Here is a 25,954-nt window from a genome sequence, read left to right as displayed (position 1 = left end):
CTCAGAACGCTCCGACGCCCCAAGGGCGTTCTGGGCATTTACATCGACTTCGCGGCCTCTTCGGCCCACGGTCCGGACAGCTCGGATCCCTCGGCCTGCACGGCGTTCACGGTCTCGACGGCCCGTACGGGGCTTGATGTCCCCATAACAGCGCGGGAGCACGGAAGCGCGCAGGGCTCACAAGGGGGCTCACAACTCGCGCACCCTGCCTGTGGGGTCCGTGGCGTCGGTACGCTTCGAGAGAAAGGAGGCGGAATGACGGAAGCCCGGAGAAGTGAGCGTCAGGGAAATCCAAGCCTTGAGGAGATCGTCGCCCGATCGGGTGCGAGCCATAAGCGACTTGCTCACCGGGTGAACGAACTCGCCTCCCGGGAAGGACAGTCCACCCAGTACACGCACACGTCCGTGGCGAACTGGTGCCGCCGCGGCATGGTCCCGAAGCCGCCGACCCCACGGCTCATCCGCATCGCCCTGTCCGAGCTGCTGGGCAGACCGGTGTCTCTCGCGGAGATCGGGATGCAGAGCTCGGAGCGTGACACGAGCGGGCTGGGCCTGGAGTTCGCCCGTCACCAGGACGACGCAGTGAACGAAGCATCGGCCTATTGGAGCGCTGTGAACCGCCGTCAGTTCCTCACCAGCCAGACGTTCGCCATCTCCGCCTTCGCCACCCCGTTCACCCGCTGGCTCATCGATCCGGCGGATTCCACCCGTGCACGCACCGCCGGGCCCTCCGTCGACCGGGAGCACATCGCGGAGCTCAGGGAGGCCGCCGACAGCGCCCGGCTGTGGGACTCCCGCTTCGGCGGGGCGAACAGGAAGTCGACGTCCCTCACGGAGTACCTGTACGGGCGCGTCGCACCGCTGCTCCGCGGCAGTTACTCGGAGTCGGTGGGGCGTGATCTGTTCCGGGTCACCGCGGAGATGGCGCGGCTGGCCGGCTGGACGGCCTTCGACGCGGGACAGCACAGCATCGCCCAGCGTCACTTCATCCAGGCGTTACGGCTGGCACGGGCCGGCGGCGACGCCGATCTGGGCGCGTACGTCCTCACCACCATGGCGATGCAGTCGCTGATGCGCGGATTCACCTCGGAGGCCATCGACATGGCCCAGGGCGCGTACCAGCGCGGGAACACCCTCGATCCGCGGGTGGCGGGCTTCGCCAAACTGATCGAGGCCCGGTCGCACGCCCGCGCGGGCGACGAACGGGCGACGAGCGCGTGCATCGCGCGGTCGGAGCGGCTGGCGGAACGCGGCTCGGACAGCGAGGGACCCGCCTGGATCGGGTTCTTCAACCAGCAGCGGATCATCACCGACGCGACCGAGGCCTTCCGCGACCTCGGCAACCACAAGGCCACCTTCGCCTGGAACGCCATCGGCCCCATGCCGTCGGACGCGTTCGCCCGCTCGCGGAGCGTCCGGCTCTCGGTCCTGGCATCGGCGCACGCCCAGAACGGCGACCTCGCCCAGAGCCTGTACCTGGGGCGCGAGTCGCTGAACCTCTTCACCCGGCTGGGGAGCCTGCGCGGAATGGAGTACCTGCGCGTGTACGGCCGTTCGCTGGAGCCCTGGCGCGGGGACCCGCAGGTCGTCACCTACCTGTCGGACGTCCGGAAGGCGACGCGCTCGCTGACGGCGGCCTGAACCGGGTTCGGAGTACGGGACCGGAGTACGGGACCGGCCGGGACCGGAGTGCGGTCCCGGCCGGTCCTGACGGTCCCGGCCGGTCCTGACGGTCGGTGGAGCTGACGGTCGGTGGAGCTACCGGGTCAGTGGTTGCTGGGGAAGCCCAGGTCCACGCCGGCCGGGGCGTCGGCCGGGTCCGGCCAGCGGGTGGTGGTGACCTTGCCGCGGGTGTAGAAGTGCACTCCGTCGTTGCCGTAGATGTGGTGGTCGCCGAAGAGCGAGTCCTTCCAGCCGCCGAAGGAGTGGTAGCCCACCGGCACCGGGATCGGGACGTTGATGCCGACCATGCCGGCCTCGATCTCCAGCTGGAAGCGGCGGGCGGCGCCGCCGTCGCGGGTGAAGATCGCGGTGCCGTTGCCGTACGGCGAGGCGTTCATCAGCGCGACGCCCTCCTCGTACGTGTCGACGCGCAGCACGCACAGGACCGGGCCGAAGATCTCGTCCTTGTACGCGTCCGAGTCGGTCGAGACGTTGTCGAGGAGCGAGAGGCCGATCCAGTGGCCGTCCTCGAAGCCCTCGACCGTGTGGCCGGTGCCGTCGAGGACGACGTCGGCGCCCTGGGCCGCGGCGCCGGTGACGTAGGAGGCGACCTTGTCGCGGTGGACGGCGGTGATCAGCGGGCCCATCTCGGACGCCGGGTCGTTGCCGGGGCCGATCTTGATCTTCTCGGCGCGGTCCTTGATCCGGGCGACGAGGTCGTCGGCGATCGCGCCGACGGCGACGACCGCGGAGATCGCCATGCAGCGCTCGCCGGCGGAGCCGTACGCGGCCGAGACGGCGGCGTCGGCGGCGGCGTCGAGGTCCGCGTCCGGCAGCACCAGCATGTGGTTCTTCGCACCGCCGAGCGCCTGGACGCGCTTGCCGTTGGCGGAGGCCGTGGCGTGGATGTAGCGGGCGATCGGGGTCGACCCGACGAACGAGACGACGGATACGTCCGGGTGGTTCAGCAGCCCGTCGACGGCGACCTTGTCACCGTGCAGGACGTTCAGGACGCCGTCCGGCAGACCGGCCTCGGAGGCCAGTTCGGCCAGCAGGTTGGCGGCCGACGGGTCCTTCTCGCTGGGCTTGAGCACGAACGTGTTGCCGCAGGCGATGGCGAGCGGGAACATCCACATCGGCACCATGGCGGGGAAGTTGAACGGCGTGATGCCGGCGACGACACCGATCGACTGACGGATCGAGGAGACGTCGACGCGGGTGGACACCTGGGTCGACAGCTCGCCCTTGAGCTGGGTGGTGATGCCGCAGGCCAGCTCGACGATCTCCAGACCGCGGGCCACTTCACCCAGCGCGTCGGAGTGCACCTTGCCGTGCTCGGCGGTGATCAGCGCGGCGATCTCGTCCCGGTGGGCGTCCAGCAGAGCACGGTAGCGGAACAGGATCGCCGTGCGGGCGGACAGCGACGACGTGCCCCACGTCGCGTACGCGCCCTTCGCCGCGGCCACCGCGGCGTCGACCTCGTCCGGGGAGGCAAGCGCGACCTGGGTGGTGACGGCGCCGGTGGCCGGGTCGGTGACCGGGCCGTAGTTGCCCGACGCGCCCTCGACGGTCTTGCCACCGATCCAGTGGTTGACGGTCTTCATGCTGTGACTCCTTCAGAGGTGGCTGCGTCGGTCGGTGACGTGACGTTCGTACTCTTCCCGGGCTCTTGCCGCCGACGGGCGAGTGGCCGTCTCGGCCACGGGAACATCCCACCACGCCTGTGCCGGAGGGGGCCCCGACACTGTGTCTGCCGTTTCGGTCTCGACGTAGACACAAGTGGGACGGTCCGCCGCCCGCGCCTCGGCAAGGGCTTCCCGCAGGTCACGCACTGTCCTCGTACGCAGTACCCGCATGCCGAGGGAGGCCGCGTTCGCCGCGAGATCGACGGGGAGCGGCGGGCCGGTGAAGCCACCGTCCGCCGACCGGTGGCGGTAGGCCGTACCGAAGCGTTCGGCGCCGACGGACTCGGAGAGTCCGCCGATCGACGCGTACCCGTGGTTCTGCAGGACGACCAGTTTGACGGGCAGGTTCTCCTGGACCGCGGTGACGATCTCGGTGGGGTTCATGAGGTATGTGCCGTCGCCGACGAGCGCCCAGACCGGGGTGCCGGGGGCGGCCAGCTGGACGCCGATCGCGGCGGGGATCTCGTATCCCATGCAGGAGTAGCCGTACTCGACGTGGTACTGCCGCGGCGACCGGGTCCGCCAGAGTTTGTGCAGGTCGCCGGGGAGTGAACCGGCCGCGTTGATCAGGATGTCGTCGTCGGTGACCAGTTCGTCGAGGAGGCCGAGTACCTGGGCCTGGGTGGGGCGGGCGTCCGGGTCGGGGGTGGCGTACGCGGCGTCGACGCGCTGCTCCCAGCGGGCCTTGGCACCGGTGTACTCGCTCTCGTACGCGGCGTCGGTCCGGTGGCCGTCGCCGCCGGCCAGGGCGGTGGTGAGGGCTTCGAGTCCGGCGCGGGCGTCGGCCACGAGCGGGAGTGCGCCGAGCTTGTGGGCGTCGAAGCCGGTGATGTTGAGGTTGAGGAAGCGGACGTCCGGGTTCGCGAAGAGGGTGGCCGACGCGGTGGTGAAGTCGGTGTAGCGGGTGCCGGCCCCGATCACCAGGTCGGCGGTGCGCGCCAGGGCGTCGGCGGTCGCGGTGCCGGTGTGGCCGATGCCGCCGACGTCGGCGGGGTGGTCGTGCCGCAGGGAGCCCTTGCCCGCCTGGGTCGTGGCGACGGGGATCCCGGTGGCGGCGGCGAAGGCGGCCAGGGCCTCCTCGGCCGCGCTGTGACGGATTCCGCCGCCTGCCACGATCAGCGGCCGGCGGGCGGCCCGCACCGCCCGCACCGCCCGGTCGAGTTCATCCGGGTCGGGGGCCGGTCTGCGTACGTGCCAGACGCGTTCGGCGAAGAACTCGGCCGGCCAGTCGTACGCCTCGGCCTGGACGTCCTGCGGCAGCGCGAGCGTGACGGCGCCGGTCTCCGCCGGGTCGGTGAGGACCCGCACGGCCCGGAGCGCGGCCGGGATCAGCGCCTCGGGGCGGTTGATCCGGTCGAAGTAGCGGGAGACGGGGCGCAGGCAGTCGTTGACCGAGATGTCGCCCTGGGAGGGGACCTCCAGCTGCTGGAGCACGGGCTCGGCGGGGCGGGTCGCGAAGGTGTCGCCGGGCAGCAGCAGGACCGGGAGGTGGTTGATGGTGGCGAGGGCCGCACCGGTGACGAGGTTGGTGGCGCCCGGACCGATGGAGGTGGTGACGGCGTGCGCGGAGAGCCGGCCGGACTGGCGGGCGTACCCGACGGCCGCATGCACCATGGCCTGCTCGTTGCGGCCCTGGAGGTAGGGCATGGCGGCCCCTGCCTCCAGGAGCGCCTGCCCGACGCCCGCGACGTTGCCGTGGCCGAAGATCCCCCAGGTGGCGCCGATCAGCCGATGGCGGCTGCCGTCGCGTTCGGTGTACTGCACGGCGAGGAAGTCCACCAGTGCCTGTGCGGTGGTGAGACGGCGCGTACTCACGCGTGATCCTCCGGTCCGTGGAGCGGGAGCCTGGGGTCCATGGGCTGGGACGGCCAGGTGTCACGGATCCAGCCGTGGTCGGGGTGGTCGCGGATCAGCCACTGCCGCTCCTCCCCCGGGCCCGCCATCACGTTCAGGTAGTACAGCGTGCGGCCGGGCGCGGCGATGGACGGGCCGTGCCAGCCGTCCGGGATGAGGACCGCGTCGCCGGTGCGGACCTCGGCCAGCACGTCCGTACCGCCGGGGCGGGACGGGGACACCCGGTGGTAGCCGAGGCCGTCGTCCGCCACCTCGAAGTAGTAGATCTCCTCCAGGACGGACTCCTCGCCGGGGTGGTGCTCGTCGTGCTTGTGCGGTGGGTAGGAGGACCAGTTGCCCCCGGGGGTGAGGACCTCGACGGCGATCAGCCGGTCGCAGTCGAAGGTGTCGGCGGCGGCGAAGTTGTGGACCTGGCGGGAGCAGTTGCCGGAGCCGCGCAGCTCGACGGGTACCTCCGGCGCGGGGCCGTAGCGAGCGGGGAGTCGTCGCTCGCACTTCGCTCCTGCCAGGGCGAAGCGGCCGCCTGCGCCGGAGGCGATCTGTGCATGGGCGTCACGCGGTACGTACGCGAAGTCGGATACCCCGCTGAACACGCTTTTCCGGCCCAGCAGTTCAAAGATCTCATCTGAGATGTGCACCGTACAGGCACCCGTCAACGGCAGCACGATCCACTCGCTCTCCCCGGTGACAAGTGTGTGAACTCCTCCCGGTTCGAGCTCCACCACACGCAGGCTCGACCGTTCCCAGCCGGCCTGTTCCGGACCGATGTCGAGGGCGTAGGGACCGCGCGCCGCACTGCCGGCGGTCACGTGGTACCTCGGTTCTCCGCGCATGGTCATTCCCCTTCCCTTTCCCTACCCGTTTCCCCACCTGTTTCCCCACCCGTCGCGCCCGGTTCGAGCAGTGATACGGCCGTGTCGACCGCGGCGCCCACGTCCCCGTCGGACGGGTAGAGCAGCGACCGCCCCACCACCAGCCCCCGGACGGTGGGCAGTCGCAGCGCGGTGCGCCATCTCTCGTACGCGCCGTCCTGGTCCTCGCCCACCTCGCCGCCCAGCAGCACGGCGGGCAGCGTGGAACTCTCCATGACCTGCGCCATGTCCTCGGGCTTCTCGGTGACAGGGACCTTGAGCCAGGTGTACGCGGAGGTGCCGGCGAGTCCCGAGGCGATGGCGATGGAGGTGCTCACCGCCGCGGCGCTCAGGTCGTTGCGGACCTTGCCGCCGGTGCGGCGGCAGAGGAACGGTTCGACGAAGACCGGCAGCCGGTGCGCGGCCATGGCGTCGATCGCGCGGGCGGTGGTGTGCATCGTGTCGAGGGAGCCGGGGTCGTGGTAGTCGATCCGCAGCAGGAGCTTGCCCGCGTCGAAGCCGAGCCGGGCGAGGTCCTCGGGGCGGTGGCCGGTGAACCGGTCGTCCAGCTCGAAGGCGGCACCGGCCAGCCCGCCCCGGTTCATCGAGCCGATGACGACCTTGTCCTCCAGCGCGCCCAGGAGCAGCAGGTCGTCGAGGATGTCGGCGGTGGCGAGGACTCCGTCGACGCCGGGCCTGGAGAGCGCCAGACAGAGCCGGTCCAGCAGCTCGAACCGGTTGGCCATGGCGAGTTCACGGTCGCCGACGGCGAGGGAGCCGCGGGCCGGATGGTCGGCGGCGATGATCATCAGCCGCCCGCTGCTGCCGACGAGCGGCCGTCTGCGCCGCCGGGTGGCGGCCTCCGCGACGGCTTCCGGATGGCGCATGCGCAGGTGGACGAGGTCGGAGACGGAAGAGGCCGGGGCCGTCATGAGGCCGCCCCGGATTCGGTGGGGGCAGTGGGGACGCTGGCGCCGGGGCGTGGGGCCGTGGCGGTGACGGAGCCCGCGGCGAGGGCCGCTTCTACCTCGTACGGGAACGGCATCGCGGAGGAGCAGGCGAGCCTGGAGGCGACGATGGCGCCGGCGGCGTTGGCGTACCGCATGATGCGGTCGGTCTCCCAGCCGGCGAGCAGGCCGTGGCAGAGCGCGCCGCCGAACGCGTCGCCGGCGCCCAGGCCGTTGACCACCTCGACGGGGAGCGGCGGGACATCGGCCACCGTGCCGTCGCGGTGGACCGCGAGGACGCCCCCGGGGCCCTGCTTGACGACGGCCAGCTCGACCCCGGCGGCGAGGAGGGCGCGGGCCGCGGCGTACGGTTCGCGCTCGCCGGTCGCGATCGCGCACTCGTCGAGGTTGCCCACGGCGACGGTGGCGTGGGCGAGTGCCTCGCGGTAGCGGGCGGAGGCTACGAGGTGGGGTGGGGTGGGGGCCGGCGGGGTGTGGGCCAGCGGGGTGTGGGGTGGGGTGTCCGGTGGCGCATTCGTTGCGGTGTCCGGTGGGGTGTCCGTTGCGGTGTCCGGTGGGGCTTCCCAGAACATCGGGCGCCAGTCGAGGTCGAAGACGGTGATGCCCGAACGGTTCCTGGCCCGCAGCGCGGCGAGCGTCGCGGAGCAGCTGGGTTCGGCGCAGAGTCCGGTGCCGGTCATCCAGAAGACCCGGGCGGATCCGATGGCCTCCAGATCCAGTTCCGACGCGTGGATCTCCAGGTCCGGGGCCTTGGGCTGCCGGTAGAAGTAGAGCGGGAAGTCGTCGGGCGGGAAGATCTCGCAGAAGGTGACCGGGGTCGGGTACTCCTCGACGGCCGTCACCCATCGGTCGTCCACCCCGAACTCCCTGAGCTGCTGGTGGAGGTACTCCCCGAACGCGTCCTGCCCCGTCCGGGTCACCACCGCGGCGCGCCGGCCGAGACGGGCCGCCGCGACAGCGACGTTGGTGGGCGAACCGCCGAGGAACTTCCCGAAGGCGTCCACCCTGGCGAGCGGCAGGCCCGTCTGCAGAGGGTAGAGATCCACTCCGATCCGGCCCATGGTGATCACGTCGTACGGCTCAGGCATCTGTGTCCCTTCGACGACCGGTACGGCAGCTGGCGGACGCAACTGTCGCCCCCGGTCTAACTTCTCCCCCGAACGCTGTCAATGATTGGTCCGGACATACGGACTAATGCTTGACACTCATCTCCCCGGACGGTGAGGCTGGACCGCATGACCACCTCCGCATCCGCTCCGGCCCGCATCCGCATCGGCTCCGCGCCCGACTCCTGGGGGGTGTGGTTCCCCGACGATCCGCAGCAGGTGCCCTGGCACCGCTTCCTCGACGAGGTCTCCACCGCCGGTTACGAGTGGATCGAGCTCGGCCCGTACGGCTACCTGCCGACCGACCCGGCCCGCCTCGCCGACGAGACCCGCAGCCGCGGGCTCACCGTTTCGGCAGGCACCGTTTTCACCGGATTGCACCACGGTCCGGGCGTCTGGGAACGGACCTGGGCGCATGTCGCCGAGATCGCGGAACTCACCCGGGCGATGGGCGCGGACCATCTTGTGGTCATCCCGTCGTTCTGGCGCGACGACAAGACGGGCGAGGTGCTGGAGGACCGCACCCTCACGGCGGAGCAGTGGAGTGACCTCACCACCCAGACCGAGCGGTTGGGCCGCGAGGTGCGGGAACGCTACGGTCTGCGCATCGTCGTCCACCCGCACGCCGACACCCATATCGACAGCGAGGAGAACGTCAGCCGCTTCCTCGACGCCACCGACCCGGCCCTGGTCTCGCTCTGCCTCGACACCGGGCACTACGCCTACTGCGGCGGCGACAGCGTCAAACTGATCGAGACCTACGGTGAACGGATCGGCTATCTGCACCTCAAGCAGGTCGACCCGGAGATCCTGGCCGAAGTGGTCGCGAACGAAGTGCCGTTCGGGCCCGCCGTGGCACGCGGGGTGATGTGCGAACCGCCGGGCGGGGTACCCGCCCTCGCGCCGGTCCTGGACGCCGCCCGCCGGCTGGACGTCGACCTGTTCGCGATCGTCGAGCAGGACATGTACCCGTGCCCGCCCGACAAGCCGTTCCCGATCGCCCGCCGGACCAGGGAGTTCCTGCGCTCCTGCGGCACCGGTCAGCGCCCTGGCACGCCTGACAGCTGAGGGCGACGCCCCTTGCACCGGCCGCTGCCCGCCGGGCACACCTCCGTGGGGAGCGAGTGCGGGTGCGGGTGCGGGTGTAGTGGTGAGTCGGCGGTCACGGGTGGAGTCTGGTGCAGTGCCGCCCGTCATTGCCTCCGGTTTACGGGGCGGCCGGCTCCGCTGCCTGGGCGGCCTCCGCGTCCTTCGACAGGTTCACCGCCTGGAGCAGGCTCAGCCCCCGCTCGGCCTTGCGCAGCGCCTTGATCGCGGCCACGGTGTGGGGCGGCCCGTCGTAGCCGGTCGACGCCATCCTTCGCAGGGCCCAGCGGCCGCGCAGTTCCGCGTCCGGAACCGCAGCGGCCTCGGCGGTGAGCGCCATGGCCCTTTCCAGGCCGGGGCGTTCCTCGGCGGACGCGGTGTCCAGAGCCCGCCGGAGCACGGTGCTGATGTCGTCCGCCTCGCGCAGTACGAGGACGGTCATGTTCTGCTTCCCGAAACCAGTCATGGACCGATCATGCCCGGAGCCGGCGCCAGTATGACCTGAGTTGAGGCACATCTGAGGGTATGGAAGGCGGAACGCCTGCCCCTTGGGGCAGGCAACCACCATTTGCCCCATTGTGCTGCTTCCGTCACAGAGATCACTCCTTCGTCATGGATATCTCCATTGCGCGAGATTTCTGTCACAGGCGCTCGACAGCCCCTCCCCGTCTCTCACTGTCCTCGTTCACCGGACACAGGCTGGGTGTCCGTCAGCGTCCGTTCCGCAGCTCGCCCGGCGGAGCCCAGGCTGCCGCTGCGGTGCAGAGAGGTGTTCACTTATGACGGACAGAAGGCTCTGGTCCTACAAGGACATCGCCGCACACATCCAGGTGCAGCCGGACACCGTTCGCTCCTACCGCAAACACGGTCTCCTCCCGTCACCGGATCATGTGGAGGGCGGCAAGCCCTACTGGTACGCGGACACCATCCGTGCCTGGGTCGCCACCCGTCCCGGCAACCGGGGCCGCCGGGACTGACCCGCCCCGCACCGCTCGGGCGCTCAGCGCGGGGGTTCGATGACCGTCGCTCCGGCCGCCTGTGCCGTGCCCATCGCCGCGAGTGCCGCCGGGGCCGCGTCCAGCCCGATGGTGGAGGTCACCAGCAGGTCGGGGCGGAGGCTGCCGGACCGGACCATGTCCATCATCGGCGGGTAGGCGTGCGCGGCCATCCCGTGGCTGCCGAGGAGCTCCAGCTCCAGGCCGATCACCCTCGCCATGGGGACGACGGGGTCACCGGCCGCCGGCGGGAGCAGCCCGACCTGCACATGGCGCCCCTGGCGGCGCAGGCTCCGGACCGAGGCGGCACAGGTGACCGGCGACCCCAGGGCGTCGAGGGACAGGTGGGCCCCGCCGCCCGTGAGTTCACGCACCGCCTCGTCGGCGCCTGCCGGATGCGCCGAGGCGTCCACGCACTCCACCGCGCCGAACGTCCGGGCCAGCCGCAGGGCGCCGGGCGAGACGTCGACCGCGACGACCCGGGCGCCGCAGGCCACCGCGATCATCACGGCCGAGAGCCCGACCCCGCCGCAGCCGTGCACGGCGACCCATTCCCCCGGCGCCACCCGGCCGCGGGCCACCACGGCCCGGAACGCCGTGGCGAACCGGCATCCCAGACCGGCGGCCGTGGCGAACGACATCCCGTCGGGGACGGGGACCAGATTGACGTCGGCCTGTTCCAGCGCGACGTACTCGGCGAACGAACCCCAGTGGGTGAACCCCGGCTGGGTCTGCCGCTCGCAGACCTGCTGGGCCCCGGCCGCGCAGGCGGAGCAGCGGCCACAGGCGCAGACGAAGGGCACGGTGACCCGGTCACCCGGTCGCCGGTTGACCACGTCCCGGCCCACCGCTTCGACCACACCGGCCAGTTCATGGCCGGGTACGTGCGGCAGGGTGATGTCCGGATCGTGGCCCATCCAGCCGTGCCAGTCGCTGCGGCACAGCCCGGTGGCCTCCACCCGGACCACCACCCCCTGCCGGGAGGGGCTGGGATCCGCCACGTCCTGGACCCGGGCTTCCTTTCCGAACTCCTCGAACACCACTGCCCTCATACGCCCCGCCCCTCGTCCGCGCCCGTTCTCCGGACGCCCGAATCTACGCTCTGCTCTACGCCCTGCCGGCCGTCACTCTGTCCCGCTCGTCGGCGGGCTCCGGTATCTCCTCGGCCGCCGGCTGTGCGGGCTCGCCCTCGCTCAGGCCGAATCTCCGGTGGAACGCCCGCAGCGGTGCCGGGGCCCACCATGTCGCCCGGCCCATCAGCTTCATCACGCTCGGGACCAGCAGGCTGCGCACGACCATGGCGTCCATCAGCACGGCCAGCGCGATGCCCAGGCCCAGCATCTTGGTGTTGGTCACCCGGGACGTGCCGATCGCGACCATGACCACGGCCAGGATCACGGCCGCGGCGGTGATCAGACCGCCCGTGTGCCGCAGCCCGAAGGTGACCGACCTCTCATGATCGCCCGTGCGGTCGTACTCCTCCTTGATCCGGGAGAGCAGGAACACCCCGTAGTCCATGGAGAGCCCGAAGGCGACGCAGAACATCAGCACCGGCAGCGTCGTCTCGATGTCCCCCGTGCTGGTGAAGGAGAGCGGCCCGGAGAGATGTCCGTCCTGGAAGACCCAGACGACCGCTCCGAACATCGCCGTGAGGCTCAGGGCGTTGAGCACGACCGCCTGGAGGGGGATCAGCACGCTGCCGGTGAGCAGGAAGACCAGAAGCAGCGTCACCACGACGATGATGCCCAGCGCCCAGGGCAGCCGGTCCGCGATGGCGGTCTTCGAGTCGACCAGCACGGCCGCGGTCCCGGTCACCGAGGTGTCGAAGGGAGCGGGCTCGGCCCGGAGGTCCTTCACGAGCGCCTGGGACTCCTCCCCCACCGACTCCTCCTTCGGCAGCACGCTGAAGTAGGCCGAACTTCCCTCGACGACCGGGCCGTCGACCCGCAGGGCGCCGGGAAGCGCCGCGATCCGGCTGCGGTACTCGGCGTACTGGGCCGGTGTCGCGGCCCCTTCCGCGAGGACTTCGAGGCCTCCGCCGGGGCTGCCGGGGAAACCGTCCCTGATGTGCTGCTGGACCACGCGCGACTCGGCGGAGACCGGCAGCTGGCGGTCGTCGGCGGTACCGAACTTCACCCCCAGGAACGGCAGCCCGAGCAGCACGAGCCCCACGCTCGTGACGACGGCGAAGAGCGGCGCCCTGCGCATCACCAGCGCGGCGAACCGGCCCCAGCCCCTGCCCGACCCGGTTGCGGCGGACGGCTCCGCACGCCCCCGGCGCAGCAGCCTGCGCAGGTCGAGGGAGTTGACCCTCGGGCCGAGCAGCATCAGCGCGGCCGGGAGGAGGATGAGCGCGGCAGCGGCGGCGAGCAGCACCACGGCGATCCCCGCATAGGCGAAGGAACGCAGGAAGTACTGCGGGAAGACCAGCATCGCGGCGAGCGAGACCGCGACGGTCAGCGCGGAGAACAGCACCGTCCGCCCCGCGGTGCGCAGGGTCGTGCCCACCGCCGCCCGGACCTCCGCCCCGGCCGCCAGCTCCTCGCGGAACCGGCGCACGATGAACAGGGCGTAGTCGATGGCGAGCCCGAGGCCGAGTGCGGTGGTGAGGTTCTGGGCGAAGACCGAGACATCGGTGAATTCGGTGATGCCGCGCAGCACGGCGTTGGTGCCCAGGATCGCGACGATGCCGACCCCCAGCGGCAGCAGAGCCGCGACGGCGCTGCCGAAGACCATGACGAGCAGCACGAGCGTCACCGGCAGGGCGATCATCTCGGCCCGCAGCAGGTCGTCCTGGATGATCGTCTGCATCTCGTGCTTCACGGCGACGGGGCCACCGACCGAGACATCGACCGGTCCGTGCGCACCGCGGTATGCCGGGGCTATCCGGTCCAGGACCTCCCCCACCGCCTTGTCGTCGCCCTCGATCCGGGCCGCTATCAGCGCTTCCCGTCCGTCCTCGGCGCGCAGCGCGGGTGCCTTGCTCTGCCAGTACGAGCCGACGCCCGTGACATCCTTCTCGCCGGCCAGCCGCTCCGTGAGGCGCGCCGCCTCTGCGGCCACGGCGGGATCGTCTACGGAGACACCGCCACTGTCGAGGAGCAGCAGCAGATTCGGCTGGGACGCCGGGAACTCGCGCTCCAGCGCCTTGGTCGTATAGGTCGATTCGGCATTCGGGGACTCCCAGCCACCGCTGCCCATCCGGTCGGCGACCCCGCTGCCCGCGAAGACCGCGAGCGCCGTGATGACCAGGGCCGCCAGCAGTGCGAGCCGTGGCCGCGCGGTGACGAAGCGGGTCCAGCCCCCGATGCGCTCCGGGCCGTTGACTTGAGGCATGGTGCGGCGTCCCCTTTTCCCCCGGATCCAGGCGCTTGGGCGGCTGCGCGAGGCGGCCGCACAGGGCAGCATGGATCAGTCATTGCCACATACACTGGCAAACACGAGCCATCGCTCGCGTTCCACAAGAATGCGAGCGACCACTCGCGTTTGTCAACCGCGCACGAAAGCTGGGGATACACCGTGTCGGAGGCCAGAACCGAGGGCACCGGAGGCGCAGGGGCCACGGGAGCCGCAAGAGACACAGGGGTCATGGGGATCACGGGAGCCGCAGAAGGCGCAGGGTCCGAAGCGGCAGCGGCAGCGGGAGCCGCGAAGGATGCGAAAAGAGCCCGAGGCGCCGGAGATGCAGCGGCCACCACTGGCGCGGCGGCCGACGCCACCCCCACCCGCCCGCGCCGCCGCCAGGCCCGTGGCGAGGCGCGCATCGCCCAGCTCCTCAAGGCCGCGTCCCGCGTCTTCTGCACGAACGGCTACACCGCCGCGAGCACCAACGCCATCGCCCGGGAAGCCGGGGTCTCACCGGGCACGCTCTACCAGTTCTTCCCCAACAAGGAAGCCATCGCGGTCGAGCTGGGCGACCAGCTACTGAACCGCTGGCGCGAGACGTACGGGGCCGCGTTCCTCCCGAACCACCTCGAACTCCCGCTGGACCGGATGCTCGACGCCATCCTCGATCCACTCATCGAGTTCAACTGCGAGAACCCGGCCTTCACGGTCCTGATGCACGGTTCCGAAATCCCCGGCACGATCACGCAGGACCACGACGCCGTCCACACGACGATGCTCAGCCGCGTCGAGACGATCCTCACCGACTACCTCCCGGACACCCCTCCCGCCGAGATCAACCGCGTCGCCACGATGATCTTCATCCTCTTCAAGGCGGGGCTGGACGTGATCATGGCGCACGAGGGCGCGGAGCGAGAGGCCTACATCAAGGAGCTGAAGACGGTCCTCTTCCGCTACATCGAACCGATGGTCTGCGACGTCGCCCCCCTCGCAGCACCCCTCGACGCACCCTCCACTCCCCCGAATGGCCGGTAACGGTCCCGGACCGCTCGCATTTATACCCCCTAGGGGTATAGTTTGATGAGTGTGGAGGCGCACCGGCCTTCCCGGAAGCCTCCTGGGCCCCTGCCTCCACACCCACAAGTGCCCGTCGAAGAGGAGAAAACGATGACCGCCGAGACCCAGCTCCCCCAGGCGACCGGCTCCTGCTGCTCGCCCTCCGGCTCCTGCCACGACGGCGCGAGCGCCGACGCGACGACGCAGGGCGGCGTGACCACGGTCTACCAGGTGACCGGCATGACCTGCGGCCACTGCGAGGGCGCCGTTTCCGCCGAGATCTCCGAGATCGAAGGGGTCACCTCCGTAAAGGCCGTGGCGTCCACCGGCCAGGTGACGGTGACCTCCCAGGCGCCGCTGGCCGAGGAGGCGGTACGCGCCGCCGTCGACGAGGCCGGCTACGAGCTCGCCGGCCAGGCCTGAGCACCCCGGGATCCACTCCCACCCGCATCACCCGCATCACCCCCTTCGCCGCCGGGCCGGACCGACCAGCAGATACTGGTGGGGTACGGCCCGGTCGGCGTTTCAGGAGTTCGGACATGCACAGCGCGACAGAGACCGAAACCCCGGCAGCGGAGAGCTCGGAGGCCGAGCTCACGATCGGCGGGATGACCTGCGCCTCCTGCGCGGCCCGCGTCGAGAAGAAGCTGAACCGGATGGACGGGGTCACCGCCACCGTCAACTACGCCACCGAGAAGGCCCGGGTCGTCTTCGGCCCGGAGACGGGCGTCGCGGATCTGATCGCGACCGTCCGGAAGACGGGCTACACGGCGGAGCCGGTACACCGCCCCGCACCGACCCCGTCGACGACACCAACGCCTACACCGCCCGCACCGGTGTCGGCCACGGACTCCCCGGACTCCCCGGACTCCGCAGACGTCCCCGACAGCCCCACGAGCCCCGACAGCCCCGACACCGCCCTCGCCTCGTTGCGTCAGCGGCTCACCGTGTCGGCCGTCCTCGCCGTCCCCGTCGTCCTGCTCGCGATGATCCCGGCCCTCCAGTTCGACACCTGGCAGTGGCTCTCCCTCACCCTGACCGCCCCCGTCGTCATCTGGGGCGGACTGCCCTTCCACCGGGCGACCTGGACCAACCTCCGGCACGGCGCGGCCACCATGGACACGCTCGTCTCGGTCGGCACCCTCGCCGCCTTCGGCTGGTCGCTCTGGGCGCTGTTCCTCGGCAACGCCGGGATGCCCGGCATGCGGCACGGCTTCGACTTCACGGTCTCCCGCACGGACGCCTCGTCCACGATCTATCTGGAGGTCGCCGCCGGAGTCGTCACGTTCATCCTGCTGGGCCGCTACCTGGAGGCGAGGTCCAAGCGGAAGGCTGGTTCCGCCCTGCGGGCACTGATGCATCTGGGCGCCAGGGACGTCGCGGTCCTGCGGAACGGCGCCGAAGTACGTATCCCTGTCGGCCGGCTCGCTGTCGGGGACCGCTTCGTGGTCCGCCCCGGCGAGAAGGTCGCCACCGACGGCACCGTCATCGAGGGCGCGTCGGCGGTGGACGCCTCCATGCTCACCGGAGAGTCGGTCCCGGTCGACGTGGGTGCCGGCGACTCCGTCACCGGCGCCACCGTGAACGTCTCCGGCCAGCTCGTCGTCGAGGCCACCCGCGTCGGCGCCGACACCCAGCTGGCCCGGATGGCCCGGCTCGTCGAGGACGCGCAGAACGGCAAGGCCGAGGTGCAGCGCCTGGCCGACCGGATCTCCGCGGTCTTCGTCCCCGTGGTCCTGCTGATCGCCCTGGCCACCCTGGTCGCGTGGCTGCTGATCACGGACGACGTGACGGCCGCGTTCACCGCCGCCGTCGCCGTACTGATCATCGCCTGCCCCTGCGCCCTCGGCCTCGCCACACCCACCGCCCTCATGGTCGGCACCGGACGCGGCGCCCAGCTCGGCATCCTGATCAAGGGCCCCGAAGTCCTGGAGACCACCCGCCGCGTCGACACCATCGTCCTCGACAAGACCGGCACCGTCACCACCGGCAAAATGACCCTCCAGACCATCCACACCACCCCCGGCACCACCGAAACCGACGTCCTCCGCCTCGCCGGCGCCCTCGAACACGCCTCCGAACACCCCATCGCCCAAGCCGTCGCCACCGGAGCCACCGAACGCACCGGCGAACCACTCCCCACCCCCGAGGACTTCACCAACGTCCCCGGCCTCGGCGTCCAGGGCATCGTCGAGGGCCACGCCGTCCTCGTCGGCCGCGAACAGCTCCTCGCCCAGTGGGAAATCCACCTTCCCGAGGAACTGACGCGGCGCAAGGCCGAGGCCGAGACCGCCGGACGCACAGCGATCACCGTCGCCTGGGACGGCGAAGCACGCGCCGTCCTCGAAGTCGCCGACGCCGTCAAGGACACCAGCGCCGAAGCAATCAAGAAACTCCGCGCACTCGGCCTCACACCCATCCTCCTCACCGGCGACAACCGAGCCGTGGCGGAGTCCGTGGCCCGCGCGGTCGGGATCGACGAGGTCCGGGCCGAGGTGCTCCCCGAGGAGAAGGCGCACGTCATCGAGCGGTTGCAGGCCGAGGGACGTGCCGTCGCGATGGTCGGTGACGGGGTCAATGACGCCGCCGCACTGGCCACCGCCGACCTCGGTCTGGCGATGGGCACCGGCACGGACGCGGCCATCGAGGCGAGCGATCTGACGCTCGTTCGTGGAGATCTCAAGGTGGCCGCCGATGCCATCCGGCTCTCCCGGCGCACCCTGGCCACCATCAGGGGCAACCTTTTCTGGGCATTCGGTTACAACGTTGCTGCTCTACCCCTTGCGGCATTTGGCCTGCTCAACCCTATGATTGCGGGAGCGGCGATGGCCTTCTCCTCGGTCTTCGTCGTAACGAACAGCCTGCGCTTGAGGTCCTTCACGTAATTTCCACAAAGAGACCTAGATCACATCGATTTCGGGGTAACCATTCGGTGGGTTCGCGAGTCTAAGAGTGCGATGCCAAGGGATGTCTTGGGGGACATCCGACGGAGGGTCTTGGGGGACGCTCCGGGGCAAGCGTTGGCCGGGGCACGTGCACCGGGGAGCTTTGAGCGGCCCTCCCGTCGGTACGTACCCCGGCAGACCGCCGGCAGGAGGCCGTACGCAGGAAGGCTGTACGAGAGGTAAGCGCAGGACACGCAGTACCCGAGGAAAACCCAGGAGCTTCGGCTCCCACAGAACGCCCGGCCGGATCCCGTGGGGGGAATCCGCTCCGGGATATGGGAAGCGCCTCGCTGTCGGCCCGTGGGGGGATCGATGGCGGGGCGCTTCTCGCATGTCCGGACGCACCGCGGACCGAAGACATCCCGCCCAGGCAGTGAGCACCAGGCCGTGAGCACCAGACAGTGAGCCCAGGCAGTGAAGCCCAGGCAGTGCCGCGTCCGGGCAAGCAAATCGCCCCGGACACCGCGCTCTGTGCGAAAGCGCGGCAGTCGGGGCGAAGGCAACCGGCCGAGAGGGCCCGGGGTGAAGCAGAGGTGACGCAGAGGTGACGCAGGGGTGGTGCGGGGGTGGTCCGGGGCTCAGCGGCCCTCGACCGGGACGAAGTCGCGCAGGACCTCGCCGGTGTAGATCTGGCGCGGGCGGCCGATGCGGGAACCCGGCTCCTTGATCATCTCGTGCCACTGGGCGATCCAGCCCGGCAGCCGGCCGATCGCGAAGAGCACCGTGAACATCTCGCTCGGGAAGCCCATGGCCCGGTAGATCAGACCGGTGTAGAAGTCCACGTTGGGGTAGAGGTTGCGCGAGACGAAGTACTCGTCGGAGAGCGCGTGCTCCTCCAGCTTGAGCGCGATGTCGAGCAGCTCGTCGGACTTGCCGAGCGAGGAGAGCACATCGTGGGCCGCGGCCTTAATAATCTTGGCGCGCGGGTCGAAGGACTTGTACACCCGGTGGCCGAAGCCCATCAGGCGGACGCCGTCCTCCTTGTTCTTCACCTTGCTGATGAAGGAGTCGACGTCGCCACCGTTGGCCTGGATGCCCTCGAGCATCTCCAGCACCGACTGGTTGGCGCCACCGTGCAGGGGGCCCCACAGCGCCGAGATACCGGCGGAGATCGAGGCGAACATGTTCGCCTGCGAGGAGCCGACCAGACGCACGGTGGAGGTCGAACAGTTCTGCTCGTGGTCCGCGTGCAGGATGAGCAGCTTCTCCAGCGCCGAGACGACGACCGGGTCCGGCACGTACTCCTGGGCGGGGACCGAGAAGGTCATGCGCAGGAAGTTCTCGACGTAACCGAGGTCGTTGCGCGGGTAGACGAACGGGTGACCGATCGACTTCTTGTACGCGTACGCCGCGATGGTCGGCAGCTTGGCCAGCAGCCGGATCGTCGAGAGGTGACGCTGCTCCTCGTCGAACGGGTTGTGGCTGTCCTGGTAGAACGTGGACAGCGCGCTGACGACCGAGGACAGCATGGCCATCGGGTGGGCGTCGCGCGGGAAGCCGTCGAAGAACCGCTTGACGTCCTCGTGCAGCAGCGTGTGCTGGGTGATCTCGTTCTTGAAGTCCGACAGCTCGTCGGCCTTCGGAAGCTCACCGTTGATGAGCGTGTACGCGACTTCGAGGAACGTCGATTGCTCGGCGAGCTGCTCGATCGGGTAGCCGCGGTACCGCAGGATGCCCTGTTCGCCATCGAGGTAGGTGATGGCCGATTTATACGCAGCGGTGTTGCCGTATCCGCTGTCCAGCGTCACCAGGCCGGTATTCGCCCGGAGCTTCCCGATGTCGAAGCCCTTGTCGCCGACGGTGCTGTCGATCACCGGGTAGGTGTACTCGCCATCGCCGTACCGCAGTACTACAGAGTTGTCGCTCACGTCATCCCTCACCGACGTAGTGCCTCTTCACGAGGTTCCCTGACTGTCCCTACCCTCCCCCATTTGGCTCAGGAGAGTGCACTCGGGGTCGTCCATTGGACCTACTCGCGGCACTGAGTGCCGCGAACTTATTCATCCTGCCCCCTTGACTGCGGTTCCGGAAGCCCTCCGTGATGTTTCCCACCGATTTGATCGATCATTTTTTCGGCGGATCCTCCTTCCGGACCTCCCCTCAGCCGGTAATCCAGCGCTGTACAACGTCTGCCCGCGGAAACCGTGCGGACCGCCTGTCCGATCGCCTGCCTGGAGCCGACCAGCACGACAAGCTTCTTGGCCCTCGTCACAGCCGTGTAGAGCAGGTTCCGCTGGAGCATCATCCAGGCGCTCTTGGTGACCGGGATGACGACGGCCGGGTACTCGCTGCCCTGGGAGCGGTGGATCGTCATGGCGTACGCGTGGGACAGCTCGTCGAGCTCGTCGAAGTCGTAACCGATCTCCTCGTCCTCGTCCGTGAGCACGGTCAGCTTCTGCTCGTCGACGTCGAGGGCGGTGACCACGCCGACCGTGCCGTTGAAGACGCCGTTCTCGCCCTTGTCGTAGTTGTTGCGGATCTGGGTGACCTTGTCGCCCACCCGGAACACCCGGCCGCCGAACCGCTTCTCGGGCAGATCGGGGCGGGCGGGCGTGATGGCCTGCTGGAGCAGGCCGTTGAGATGGCCCGCACCGGCCGGGCCTCGGTGCATGGGAGCGAGTACCTGCACGTCACGGCGGGGGTTCAGGCCGAACTTCGCGGGGATGCGGCGGGCCGCGACATCGACCGCGAGCACGCCCGCGTCCTCCGTCTCGTCCGCCACGAAGAGGAAGAAGTCGCTGAGCCCCTGGGTGAGCGGCGGTACGCCGGAGTTGATCCGGTGGGCGTTGGTGACGACGCCGGACTGCTGGGCCTGGCGGAAGATGGTGGTCAGCCGGACCGCCGGGACGGGTCCGCCGTCGGCGAGCAGATCCCGCAGCACCTCCCCCGCGCCGACCGACGGCAGCTGGTCGACGTCCCCGACGAGCAGCAGATGGGCACCGGGTGCCACCGCCTTGACGAGCTTGTTGGCGAGCAGCAGATCGAGCATCGACGCCTCGTCGACGACGACCAGATCGGCGTCCAGCGGGCGGTCCCTGTCGTACGCCGCGTCGCCGCCCGGCTTCAGTTCGAGCAGCCGGTGCACGGTGGAGGCCTCGGCCCCGGTCAGCTCGGAGAGCCGCTTCGCCGCCCGGCCGGTGGGTGCGGCGAGCACCACCTTGGCCTTCTTGGCGCGCGCCAGCTCCACGATGGACCTGACGGTGAACGACTTCCCGCAGCCGGGCCCACCGGTCAGCACGGCGACCTTCCGGCTGAGCGCGAGCCGCACGGCGGCCTCCTGCTCGGGCGCGAGCTTCGCTCCGGTCCGGCCCGCGAGCCACTTCAGGGCCTTGTCCCAGTCCACGTCACCGAAGGCCGGCATCCGCTCCTCGGGCGTCCGCAGCAGCCTGCGCACCTGGGCGGCGAGGGCGATCTCGGCACGGTGGAAGGGCACCAGATAGACGGCGGTGACCGGCTCGCCGCCCTCGGGCGAGGGCACCTTCTCCCGTACGACGCCCTCCGGGTCCTCGGCCAGTTCGGCGAGGCACTCGATGACAAGGCCGGTGTCCACCTGGAGCAGCTTCACCGCGTCGGCGATCAGCCGTTCCTCGGGGAGGAAGCAGTGGCCCTGGTCGGTGGACTGCGACAGCGCGTACTGGAGTCCGGCCTTGACCCGCTCCGGGCTGTCGTGCGGGATGCCGACCGCCTGGGCGATCTTGTCGGCGGTGAGGAAGCCGATGCCCCAGACGTCGGCGGCCAGCCGGTAGGGCTGGTTCTTCACGACGGAGATCGAGGCGTCGTCGTACTTCTTGTAGATACGGACGGCGATGGAGGTCGAGACGCCGACGCCCTGGAGGAAGACCATGACCTCCTTGATCGCCTTCTGCTCCTCCCAGGCGGCGGCGATCATCTTCGTCCGCTTCGGGCCGAGGCCGGGGACCTCGACGAGGCGCTTGGGCTGCTGCTCGATGATGTCGAGGGTGTCGACGCCGAAGTGGGTGGTGATCCGGTCGGCCATCACCGGACCGATGCCCTTGATCAGGCCGGAGCCGAGGTAGCGGCGGATGCCCTGGATGGTGGCGGGCAGGATCGTCGTGTAGTTCTCGACGGTGAACTGCTTGCCGTACTGCGAGTGCGAGCCCCAGCGCCCCTCCATCCGCAGCGACTCGCCGGGCTGTGCGCCCAGCAGCGAGCCGACCACGGTGAGCAGATCGTTGGCACCGCGTCCGGTGTCGACGCGGGCGACCGTGTACCCGTTCTCCTCGTTGGCGTAGGTGATCCGCTCAAGGACCCCTTCGAGGACGGCCATGTTCGGTTTGGACGACGCCGTGGAGGACATGGTGGACATGCCCGTGACGCTACCGGGCGGCGCCGACATCGTGGGGGCCCACCCGGAGGGGTGGCAACCCGCACCGGCCCCACGACCATCCGTAACACTTGGTATTACCGTGATGGCATGGCAACCGAGCGCCTTTCCATCAGCATGTCGGCCGAGGTCCGGGACGGGATCAGAGAGCACTCCGCCGACGCCGGGCTCGACGTCTCCACGTTCCTCACGGTCGCCGCACAAGCGCAGTTGGATCAGCAGGACCGCGTCCGGAGAACCTTCCCTCCGGACGCGGAAGCCCGCACGGAGGCCGAAGAACAAGCAGGCACCGGTACTTGGGCGGGCGACGAGATCGAACCGGCCGGGGAAGAGCGGGCTGAGGTCGAAGCGATCCTCGGCCGGCCCTCCCGGGACGTGGCCGGTGTCGGCGGGTGCGTGCTCCGGTACGTGCTCCGGTGAGTACGCCCCCAGCGACACCGGCCGCGCCGGCGGCTCCTTAAGGGCGCCGCCCCTTCGCATCCACCACGGCGCGGTCGAGGACGGCGGAGGTGAACATCACCTGGCCGGCCTCGATGCTGTCGGTGGCCTTCGTCGCGACGCTGCGGCTGCCGATGAGTTCCAGGGTCTTCCTGTCGAAGATCAGCTCGTCACGGACCCCGTCGTTGTACGCGTCGTAACGGGTGACGGCCACGCCGTGCCGACCGGCCGCGTTCACGGCGTCAGGCACCACGACCACCCCCCGGATCCTCGCGGCGGCGCGGAAGAGGGCGGCGCCGACATCCGGCGGCATCAGCGACTCGTTGAGGAGATCCCCGACGCGTACGAACGCGTCCTGGTCGGAATTCCGCCCCTCGCCCCCCGAGCCCCCGGAGTCCGGCTGGGAGCGGAGCCACTTCAGCATCGCGTCCGTGGTGGTGGGCAGGGTCTGGAGGTGCCGGTAGTTGGTGCTCTCCTGGTAACCGGGCCTGCCGGGCGCGGGGTCGTGCTCCAGCTCCTCGTTGTCCAAGCCGCCGCCCGGTTCACGGAGCAGCCCCGGGCGGGTCCCGTCGACGGACAGCCACACCTCGCGCCCGTGCAGGGCGGCGAGCTTCGTCTCCACTCCCTCCCCCACGGTGGCGGCGGCCACCCTGCTGCGGATGTAGACGAACTGGTCGTCGCGGACGGTGTCTCCCGCCGGCGAGTGCGCCGCGACCGTCGCGATGCGGTCGAGCAGCTCGGCCGCCCCGCCTGTGGTGTCACCGTTCACCTTGGGGGCGAACGCGTAGGTCGCCCTGCCGTCCTTTCCCACCGGTGCCGCCGTACCGTCCGAACCGGTCACCGCGATCCCCGCGATGACCGCGAGGGTGAGCGCTCCCGCGAGCGCCGGTCCGGCGACGGCCGGCCGGAGCCACTTCCTGCGGCGGGCGGCCCGCTGGTCCTCGTCGCCTGTGGGGGTCTGCCGGATCTCGCGCATCAGGTGCTCCTTGAGATGACGGTGACGGCCCGGCGGAAGGTCCTTCTCGGGGAGCGACGTGGTGTCGTTCATCGGTTTCCCTCCTGGATGGGCTGGGCCGCGGTCGTGCGGCCATCTCTTACCTGTCGCGGGCGGCCGGGCGGTTCCCCGTTCGCGGTGACCTTTCCGGCGGCCTTCGCGAGTTTCCTCCTGGCTCTGGAGAGCCGGGAGCGCACCGTGCCCCGGGGGATCCCGAGCGCCTCGGCGGCGGCCGCGTAGTCGAACCCGGACCACACGCAGAGCGCGAGCACCTCCCGTTCGCCACGCCGAAGGGTGTCCAGGGCCAGCCGTACGGCGGCCAGCAGCTCGGCGTCGTCGACCCGGCTCGCGACCTCGTCGGCGAAGTCGCTCACCGGGCTCGCCGGAGGCAGCCGCGCCATCGCCGTTGCGTGCCGGGCTGCCGCGCGCCGGGTGTTGCGCACGACGTTCGTCGCGATCCCCAGCAGCCAGGGGCGCACCGACCCGCCTTCGGCGTCCACCCGGCCGCGCAGCCGCCAGGCTTCGAGGAACGTCAACGAGACGACGTCCTCGGCGGTCGACCAGTCCCCCGTCAGCCGGTACGCGTGGTTGTACACGGAGCGTGCATACCGGTCGAACAACTCCGCGAAGGCGTCGTCGTCCCCGTCCCGGATCCGGGCCCGCAGTTGTGTCTCCATGTCCTCTGACCTGTCCGGGAGTTCAGGGGTGGTTCCCGTGACCCGCCTCACAGCGGCGGCGGTCGGCCTCCGTTGTCGATGAAACCGGTCAACGGCGGAGACGGGCGGACGATTCGACCTACTTGAACGTATACGAACAGGGCTTGCTCTCGCCCTCCTTGGTCTCGACGACCGTCTTGCCGTCGACGGTGATCGAGCACCCCGCCGCGACGAGCCTGCCGTCGGGCCGGGTCACGTTGCCGGGTGTGAGGATCACCAGCCGGCCGACCTCCCGTTCGGCGCCCCGCGCGGCGATGGTGGCTGTCTTCTTCCAGGGAAGGGTCACCTGCTCGAAGTTGTCTTTTTCGAGGGTGTACATGACGGAGCCTGCGCCTGTGCCCTTGACCTCGATCGTCACCTCGTGAGGAGTGCCTTCCTCGACGGTGTCCCCTGAGTCCTCCGACGTGTGCGACCGCTGAGCGGCGGGGCTCTTCCCCTTGCTCTCGGCCGCCGATTCGTCGGCGCCACCGCCGCCACCGCAGCCCGTCAGCAGGACCGCGGCCGCGACGAAGGCAGCCCCGGTGAGTGTCTTGTGCACTACATCCCCCATGATCGTTCTCCCCCGACGGTGTTCGGCCCGTCAGGGATCCCGGGAGATCCTAAACAGCTCCTGCCCGGCTCGTTCCGGGCGAGGGCGAGTCAGCCCGCCACCGCCGTCAGCGAGCGATGGTGCTTCGGGGTCTCGATCTCGTCGATCAGCGCGACCGCCAAGTCCGCGTAGGGGAAGGTGGTTTCGCCGTCAGCGGCGGGCAACACCTCATTTCCGCCGATCCGGTAGTGGCCGGTCCGCGGGGCCTCGGCGTCCAGGAAGACGGGCGGCGGGGCGAGCACCAGCCAGTCGATCTCCGTCTCAGCCGCCCGGAGCACGTCGAGTTCCGCCGCATGCCCGAGGGAGAAGGCGAGCCCCTCCTCCGGGAATCCGGGGGTCTCGTGCACCGCCACTCCGGGCGCGACCTCCAGCGTGGTGCCGATCCCGATCAGCACCAGCCGGCCCACACCCGCACGGCCCAGACCGTCCAGCAGGGCGTGCGCCGCGCTCACGTAGAACTCATCCGCCGGCATGTCGAGCCGGCCGGCGGCACTGATCGCCGCGTCGTGCCCGGCCGCGACCTCCGCGACGCTGTCCGCCCGCGTGACGTCACCGGCGACCACGCTCACGCCGTCACCGGCCAGATCCCGGTACTTGGCCACGTCCCGCACGACCGCGGTGACCTGATGGCCACGGGAGACAGCCTCGGCGACCGCGTGCCGGCCCGCGCGTCCGCCCGCTCCGAAGATGACGATCCTGCTGCTCATGGAGTTCCCCTCGCCAAGGCCCGCGGACCGCCGGCCGATGCAGCGGACGCTAGCCCCGCACCCCATGGTTTCCGCAACGATAGTTACGTACGCTGGCCAGGGTGAGCCAACCACTTGATCCCGAAATGTTCACCGGCTGCTCCCACGTCGCCTCGCCGCTCCGGATCGGCGGCAAATGGACCCCGAAGATCATCAGGTGCCTGGAGGGCGGTCCGCGGCGCTTCTCCGAACTGGAGGTCCCGCTGCGCGGCATCACACCCAAGGTCCTGACCGAGACCCTGCGCGCGATGGAGCGGGACGCGCTGATCACCCGTACCGTCCACGCGGGCACCCCGGCCCCGGTCACCTACGAACTGGCCCCGCTCGGCCGCACCCTGCTCGTACCCATGGCCGCCTGCTGTGCGTGGGCGGCGGAGCACCTGCCGACACTGCTGGACGCACGGGACGCGTACGAGGGCCTGGCCACCGCGCCGCGATGAACTGGATGCCGGAAAGGTGCGCGCCTGACCGGCCACGTACCCCCTTCGGCGGGAGATGTGCCGTCGTGGAACACGATGCCCAGTACAACTCCCCGGCCCTCAGGGGCTACAGACCTATACGGTGAGCGTCCTA

At 70.2% G+C, this 25,954-nt stretch carries 22 protein-coding genes; 8 read left to right on the top strand and 14 right to left on the bottom strand.

Features of this window, described 5'->3' with window-relative positions:
- Positions 1–351 precede the first annotated feature (351 nt).
- Complete coding sequence (locus tag ACZ6S6_RS13020) at positions 352–1,641, top strand: sporulation protein (protein ID WP_469705521.1); 1,290 nt, start codon at positions 352–354, stop codon at positions 1,639–1,641.
- 125 nt (positions 1,642–1,766) lie between these two features.
- On the opposite strand, the gene mmsA is transcribed toward ACZ6S6_RS13020, so the two are convergent.
- Genes mmsA through iolC form a run of 5 tightly spaced genes read right to left on the bottom strand, consistent with a single transcriptional unit; the run spans position 1,767 to position 8,108 of the window.
- A complete protein-coding gene (gene mmsA / locus ACZ6S6_RS13015) occupies positions 1,767–3,266 on the bottom strand; it encodes a CoA-acylating methylmalonate-semialdehyde dehydrogenase (RefSeq protein WP_469705519.1) in 1,500 nt (499 codons plus the stop codon).
- A gap of 12 nt (positions 3,267–3,278) precedes the next feature.
- Positions 3,279–5,162 carry a 3D-(3,5/4)-trihydroxycyclohexane-1,2-dione acylhydrolase (decyclizing) gene (iolD, locus tag ACZ6S6_RS13010; protein ID WP_469705517.1) on the bottom strand — a complete coding sequence of 628 codons (1,884 nt, stop codon included), beginning with the start codon at positions 5,160–5,162 and terminating at the stop codon, positions 3,279–3,281.
- Positions 5,159–6,040 carry a 5-deoxy-glucuronate isomerase gene (iolB, locus tag ACZ6S6_RS13005; RefSeq protein ID WP_362962522.1) on the bottom strand — a complete coding sequence of 294 codons (882 nt, stop codon included), beginning with the start codon at positions 6,038–6,040 and terminating at the stop codon, positions 5,159–5,161. Before iolB ends, iolD begins: the two co-directional genes overlap by 4 nt.
- Positions 6,037–6,984, bottom strand: coding sequence for a Cgl0159 family (beta/alpha)8-fold protein (locus ACZ6S6_RS13000; protein ID WP_362962524.1), 948 nt, complete (start codon positions 6,982–6,984; stop codon positions 6,037–6,039). The genes iolB and ACZ6S6_RS13000 overlap by 4 nt, the downstream gene beginning before the upstream one ends.
- Positions 6,981–8,108 (bottom strand): 5-dehydro-2-deoxygluconokinase, encoded by a 1,128-nt coding sequence (iolC, locus tag ACZ6S6_RS12995; protein ID WP_469705513.1) that lies wholly within the window; start codon positions 8,106–8,108, stop codon positions 6,981–6,983. The genes ACZ6S6_RS13000 and iolC overlap by 4 nt, the downstream gene beginning before the upstream one ends.
- Before the next feature lie 147 nt (positions 8,109–8,255).
- Here iolC and ACZ6S6_RS12990 point away from each other — a divergent pair, with 147 nt between their 5' ends.
- Entirely contained in the window at positions 8,256–9,194 is a 939-nt protein-coding gene (locus ACZ6S6_RS12990; protein WP_362962528.1) for a sugar phosphate isomerase/epimerase family protein, read from the top strand.
- A gap of 139 nt (positions 9,195–9,333) precedes the next feature.
- Here the strand turns inward: ACZ6S6_RS12990 and ACZ6S6_RS12985 are convergent, their stop codons facing one another.
- The gene (locus tag ACZ6S6_RS12985) at positions 9,334–9,678 is read right to left on the bottom strand and encodes a hypothetical protein (RefSeq protein ID WP_469705510.1); all 345 of its coding nucleotides are present in this window, start codon (positions 9,676–9,678) and stop codon (positions 9,334–9,336) included.
- A gap of 313 nt (positions 9,679–9,991) precedes the next feature.
- On the opposite strand from ACZ6S6_RS12985, the gene ACZ6S6_RS12980 reads away from it, so the two are divergent.
- Positions 9,992–10,189 (top strand): helix-turn-helix transcriptional regulator, encoded by a 198-nt coding sequence (locus tag ACZ6S6_RS12980; protein WP_362962531.1) that lies wholly within the window; start codon positions 9,992–9,994, stop codon positions 10,187–10,189.
- Positions 10,190–10,212: 23 nt separating this feature from the next.
- Here the strand turns inward: ACZ6S6_RS12980 and ACZ6S6_RS12975 are convergent, their stop codons facing one another.
- Entirely contained in the window at positions 10,213–11,259 is a 1,047-nt protein-coding gene (locus ACZ6S6_RS12975; RefSeq protein ID WP_469705507.1) for a zinc-dependent alcohol dehydrogenase family protein, read from the bottom strand.
- Between the two features lie 55 nt (positions 11,260–11,314).
- On the bottom strand, positions 11,315–13,543 hold the full coding sequence (locus ACZ6S6_RS12970; RefSeq protein WP_469705505.1) for an MMPL family transporter: 2,229 nt from the start codon (positions 13,541–13,543) through the stop codon (positions 11,315–11,317).
- Positions 13,544–13,795: 252 nt separating this feature from the next.
- Between ACZ6S6_RS12970 and ACZ6S6_RS12965 the strand changes: the two genes are divergently transcribed.
- The 3 genes from ACZ6S6_RS12965 (at position 13,796) to ACZ6S6_RS12955 (ending at position 17,493) form a co-directional block, all read left to right on the top strand.
- Complete coding sequence (locus ACZ6S6_RS12965) at positions 13,796–14,587, top strand: TetR/AcrR family transcriptional regulator (RefSeq protein ID WP_362962537.1); 792 nt, start codon at positions 13,796–13,798, stop codon at positions 14,585–14,587.
- A gap of 132 nt (positions 14,588–14,719) precedes the next feature.
- Complete coding sequence (locus tag ACZ6S6_RS12960) at positions 14,720–15,031, top strand: heavy-metal-associated domain-containing protein (RefSeq protein ID WP_469705502.1); 312 nt, start codon at positions 14,720–14,722, stop codon at positions 15,029–15,031.
- A 116-nt stretch (positions 15,032–15,147) separates the two neighbouring features.
- Positions 15,148–17,493, top strand: a complete 2,346-nt coding sequence (locus ACZ6S6_RS12955) for a heavy metal translocating P-type ATPase (protein ID WP_469705500.1) — start codon at positions 15,148–15,150, stop codon at positions 17,491–17,493.
- A gap of 638 nt (positions 17,494–18,131) precedes the next feature.
- Here the strand turns inward: ACZ6S6_RS12955 and ACZ6S6_RS12950 are convergent.
- Positions 18,132–19,421 (bottom strand): citrate synthase, encoded by a 1,290-nt coding sequence (locus ACZ6S6_RS12950; RefSeq protein ID WP_362960017.1) that lies wholly within the window; start codon positions 19,419–19,421, stop codon positions 18,132–18,134.
- Positions 19,422–19,549: 128 nt separating this feature from the next.
- Entirely contained in the window at positions 19,550–21,871 is a 2,322-nt protein-coding gene (gene recD2, locus ACZ6S6_RS12945; RefSeq protein ID WP_469705629.1) for an SF1B family DNA helicase RecD2, read from the bottom strand.
- Positions 21,872–21,988: 117 nt separating this feature from the next.
- On the opposite strand from recD2, the gene ACZ6S6_RS12940 reads away from it, so the two are divergent.
- A complete protein-coding gene (locus tag ACZ6S6_RS12940) occupies positions 21,989–22,318 on the top strand; it encodes a hypothetical protein (RefSeq protein WP_469705497.1) in 330 nt (109 codons plus the stop codon).
- A 37-nt stretch (positions 22,319–22,355) separates the two neighbouring features.
- Here ACZ6S6_RS12940 and ACZ6S6_RS12935 read toward each other — a convergent pair whose 3' ends face one another.
- The 4 genes from ACZ6S6_RS12935 to ACZ6S6_RS12920 all read right to left on the bottom strand — a co-directional run bounded on the left by ACZ6S6_RS12935 (position 22,356) and on the right by ACZ6S6_RS12920 (position 25,342).
- Positions 22,356–23,384: a CU044_5270 family protein gene (locus ACZ6S6_RS12935; protein WP_469705495.1), complete on the bottom strand. Its 1,029-nt coding sequence runs from the start codon at positions 23,382–23,384 to the stop codon at positions 22,356–22,358.
- A complete protein-coding gene (locus tag ACZ6S6_RS12930) occupies positions 23,381–24,007 on the bottom strand; it encodes an RNA polymerase sigma factor (protein ID WP_469705493.1) in 627 nt (208 codons plus the stop codon). Before ACZ6S6_RS12930 ends, ACZ6S6_RS12935 begins: the two co-directional genes overlap by 4 nt.
- Before the next feature lie 118 nt (positions 24,008–24,125).
- On the bottom strand, positions 24,126–24,596 hold the full coding sequence (locus ACZ6S6_RS12925; protein WP_469705491.1) for a hypothetical protein: 471 nt from the start codon (positions 24,594–24,596) through the stop codon (positions 24,126–24,128).
- 89 nt (positions 24,597–24,685) lie between these two features.
- Positions 24,686–25,342 carry an NAD(P)-dependent oxidoreductase gene (locus ACZ6S6_RS12920; protein WP_469705489.1) on the bottom strand — a complete coding sequence of 219 codons (657 nt, stop codon included), beginning with the start codon at positions 25,340–25,342 and terminating at the stop codon, positions 24,686–24,688.
- A gap of 101 nt (positions 25,343–25,443) precedes the next feature.
- On the opposite strand from ACZ6S6_RS12920, the gene ACZ6S6_RS12915 reads away from it, so the two are divergent.
- Positions 25,444–25,821, top strand: coding sequence for a winged helix-turn-helix transcriptional regulator (locus tag ACZ6S6_RS12915; RefSeq protein WP_362960000.1), 378 nt, complete (start codon positions 25,444–25,446; stop codon positions 25,819–25,821).
- Positions 25,822–25,954: the final 133 nt, after the last annotated feature.

It is taken from the genome of Streptomyces sp. NPDC048671 (genome assembly GCF_055587045.1).
The sequence above is the reverse complement of the archived record's forward strand: the minus strand, read 5'-3'. Positions and strand labels throughout refer to the sequence as shown.

What these genes read in the sequence shown, in the direction of transcription:
- ACZ6S6_RS12970 (WP_469705505.1), bottom strand. Translation starts at nt 13,543, where the DNA reads ATGCCTCAAGTCAACGGCCCGGAGCGCATCGGGGGCTGGACCCGCTTC.
- ACZ6S6_RS12920 (WP_469705489.1), bottom strand. Translation starts at nt 25,342, where the DNA reads ATGAGCAGCAGGATCGTCATCTTCGGAGCGGGCGGACGCGCGGGCCGG.
- ACZ6S6_RS12965 (WP_362962537.1), top strand. Translation starts at nt 13,796, where the DNA reads ATGGGGATCACGGGAGCCGCAGAAGGCGCAGGGTCCGAAGCGGCAGCG.
- ACZ6S6_RS12990 (WP_362962528.1), top strand. Translation starts at nt 8,256, where the DNA reads ATGACCACCTCCGCATCCGCTCCGGCCCGCATCCGCATCGGCTCCGCG.
- ACZ6S6_RS12940 (WP_469705497.1), top strand. Translation starts at nt 21,989, where the DNA reads ATGGCAACCGAGCGCCTTTCCATCAGCATGTCGGCCGAGGTCCGGGAC.
- ACZ6S6_RS13000 (WP_362962524.1), bottom strand. Translation starts at nt 6,984, where the DNA reads ATGACGGCCCCGGCCTCTTCCGTCTCCGACCTCGTCCACCTGCGCATG.
- ACZ6S6_RS12955 (WP_469705500.1), top strand. Translation starts at nt 15,148, where the DNA reads ATGCACAGCGCGACAGAGACCGAAACCCCGGCAGCGGAGAGCTCGGAG.
- recD2 (WP_469705629.1), bottom strand. Translation starts at nt 21,871, where the DNA reads ATGTCCTCCACGGCGTCGTCCAAACCGAACATGGCCGTCCTCGAAGGG.
- mmsA (WP_469705519.1), bottom strand. Translation starts at nt 3,266, where the DNA reads ATGAAGACCGTCAACCACTGGATCGGTGGCAAGACCGTCGAGGGCGCG.
- ACZ6S6_RS12925 (WP_469705491.1), bottom strand. Translation starts at nt 24,596, where the DNA reads ATGGGGGATGTAGTGCACAAGACACTCACCGGGGCTGCCTTCGTCGCG.
- ACZ6S6_RS12930 (WP_469705493.1), bottom strand. Translation starts at nt 24,007, where the DNA reads ATGGAGACACAACTGCGGGCCCGGATCCGGGACGGGGACGACGACGCC.
- iolB (WP_362962522.1), bottom strand. Translation starts at nt 6,040, where the DNA reads ATGACCATGCGCGGAGAACCGAGGTACCACGTGACCGCCGGCAGTGCG.
- ACZ6S6_RS12975 (WP_469705507.1), bottom strand. Translation starts at nt 11,259, where the DNA reads ATGAGGGCAGTGGTGTTCGAGGAGTTCGGAAAGGAAGCCCGGGTCCAG.
- ACZ6S6_RS12960 (WP_469705502.1), top strand. Translation starts at nt 14,720, where the DNA reads ATGACCGCCGAGACCCAGCTCCCCCAGGCGACCGGCTCCTGCTGCTCG.
- ACZ6S6_RS12980 (WP_362962531.1), top strand. Translation starts at nt 9,992, where the DNA reads ATGACGGACAGAAGGCTCTGGTCCTACAAGGACATCGCCGCACACATC.
- ACZ6S6_RS12935 (WP_469705495.1), bottom strand. Translation starts at nt 23,384, where the DNA reads ATGAACGACACCACGTCGCTCCCCGAGAAGGACCTTCCGCCGGGCCGT.
- iolC (WP_469705513.1), bottom strand. Translation starts at nt 8,108, where the DNA reads ATGCCTGAGCCGTACGACGTGATCACCATGGGCCGGATCGGAGTGGAT.
- ACZ6S6_RS12985 (WP_469705510.1), bottom strand. Translation starts at nt 9,678, where the DNA reads ATGACTGGTTTCGGGAAGCAGAACATGACCGTCCTCGTACTGCGCGAG.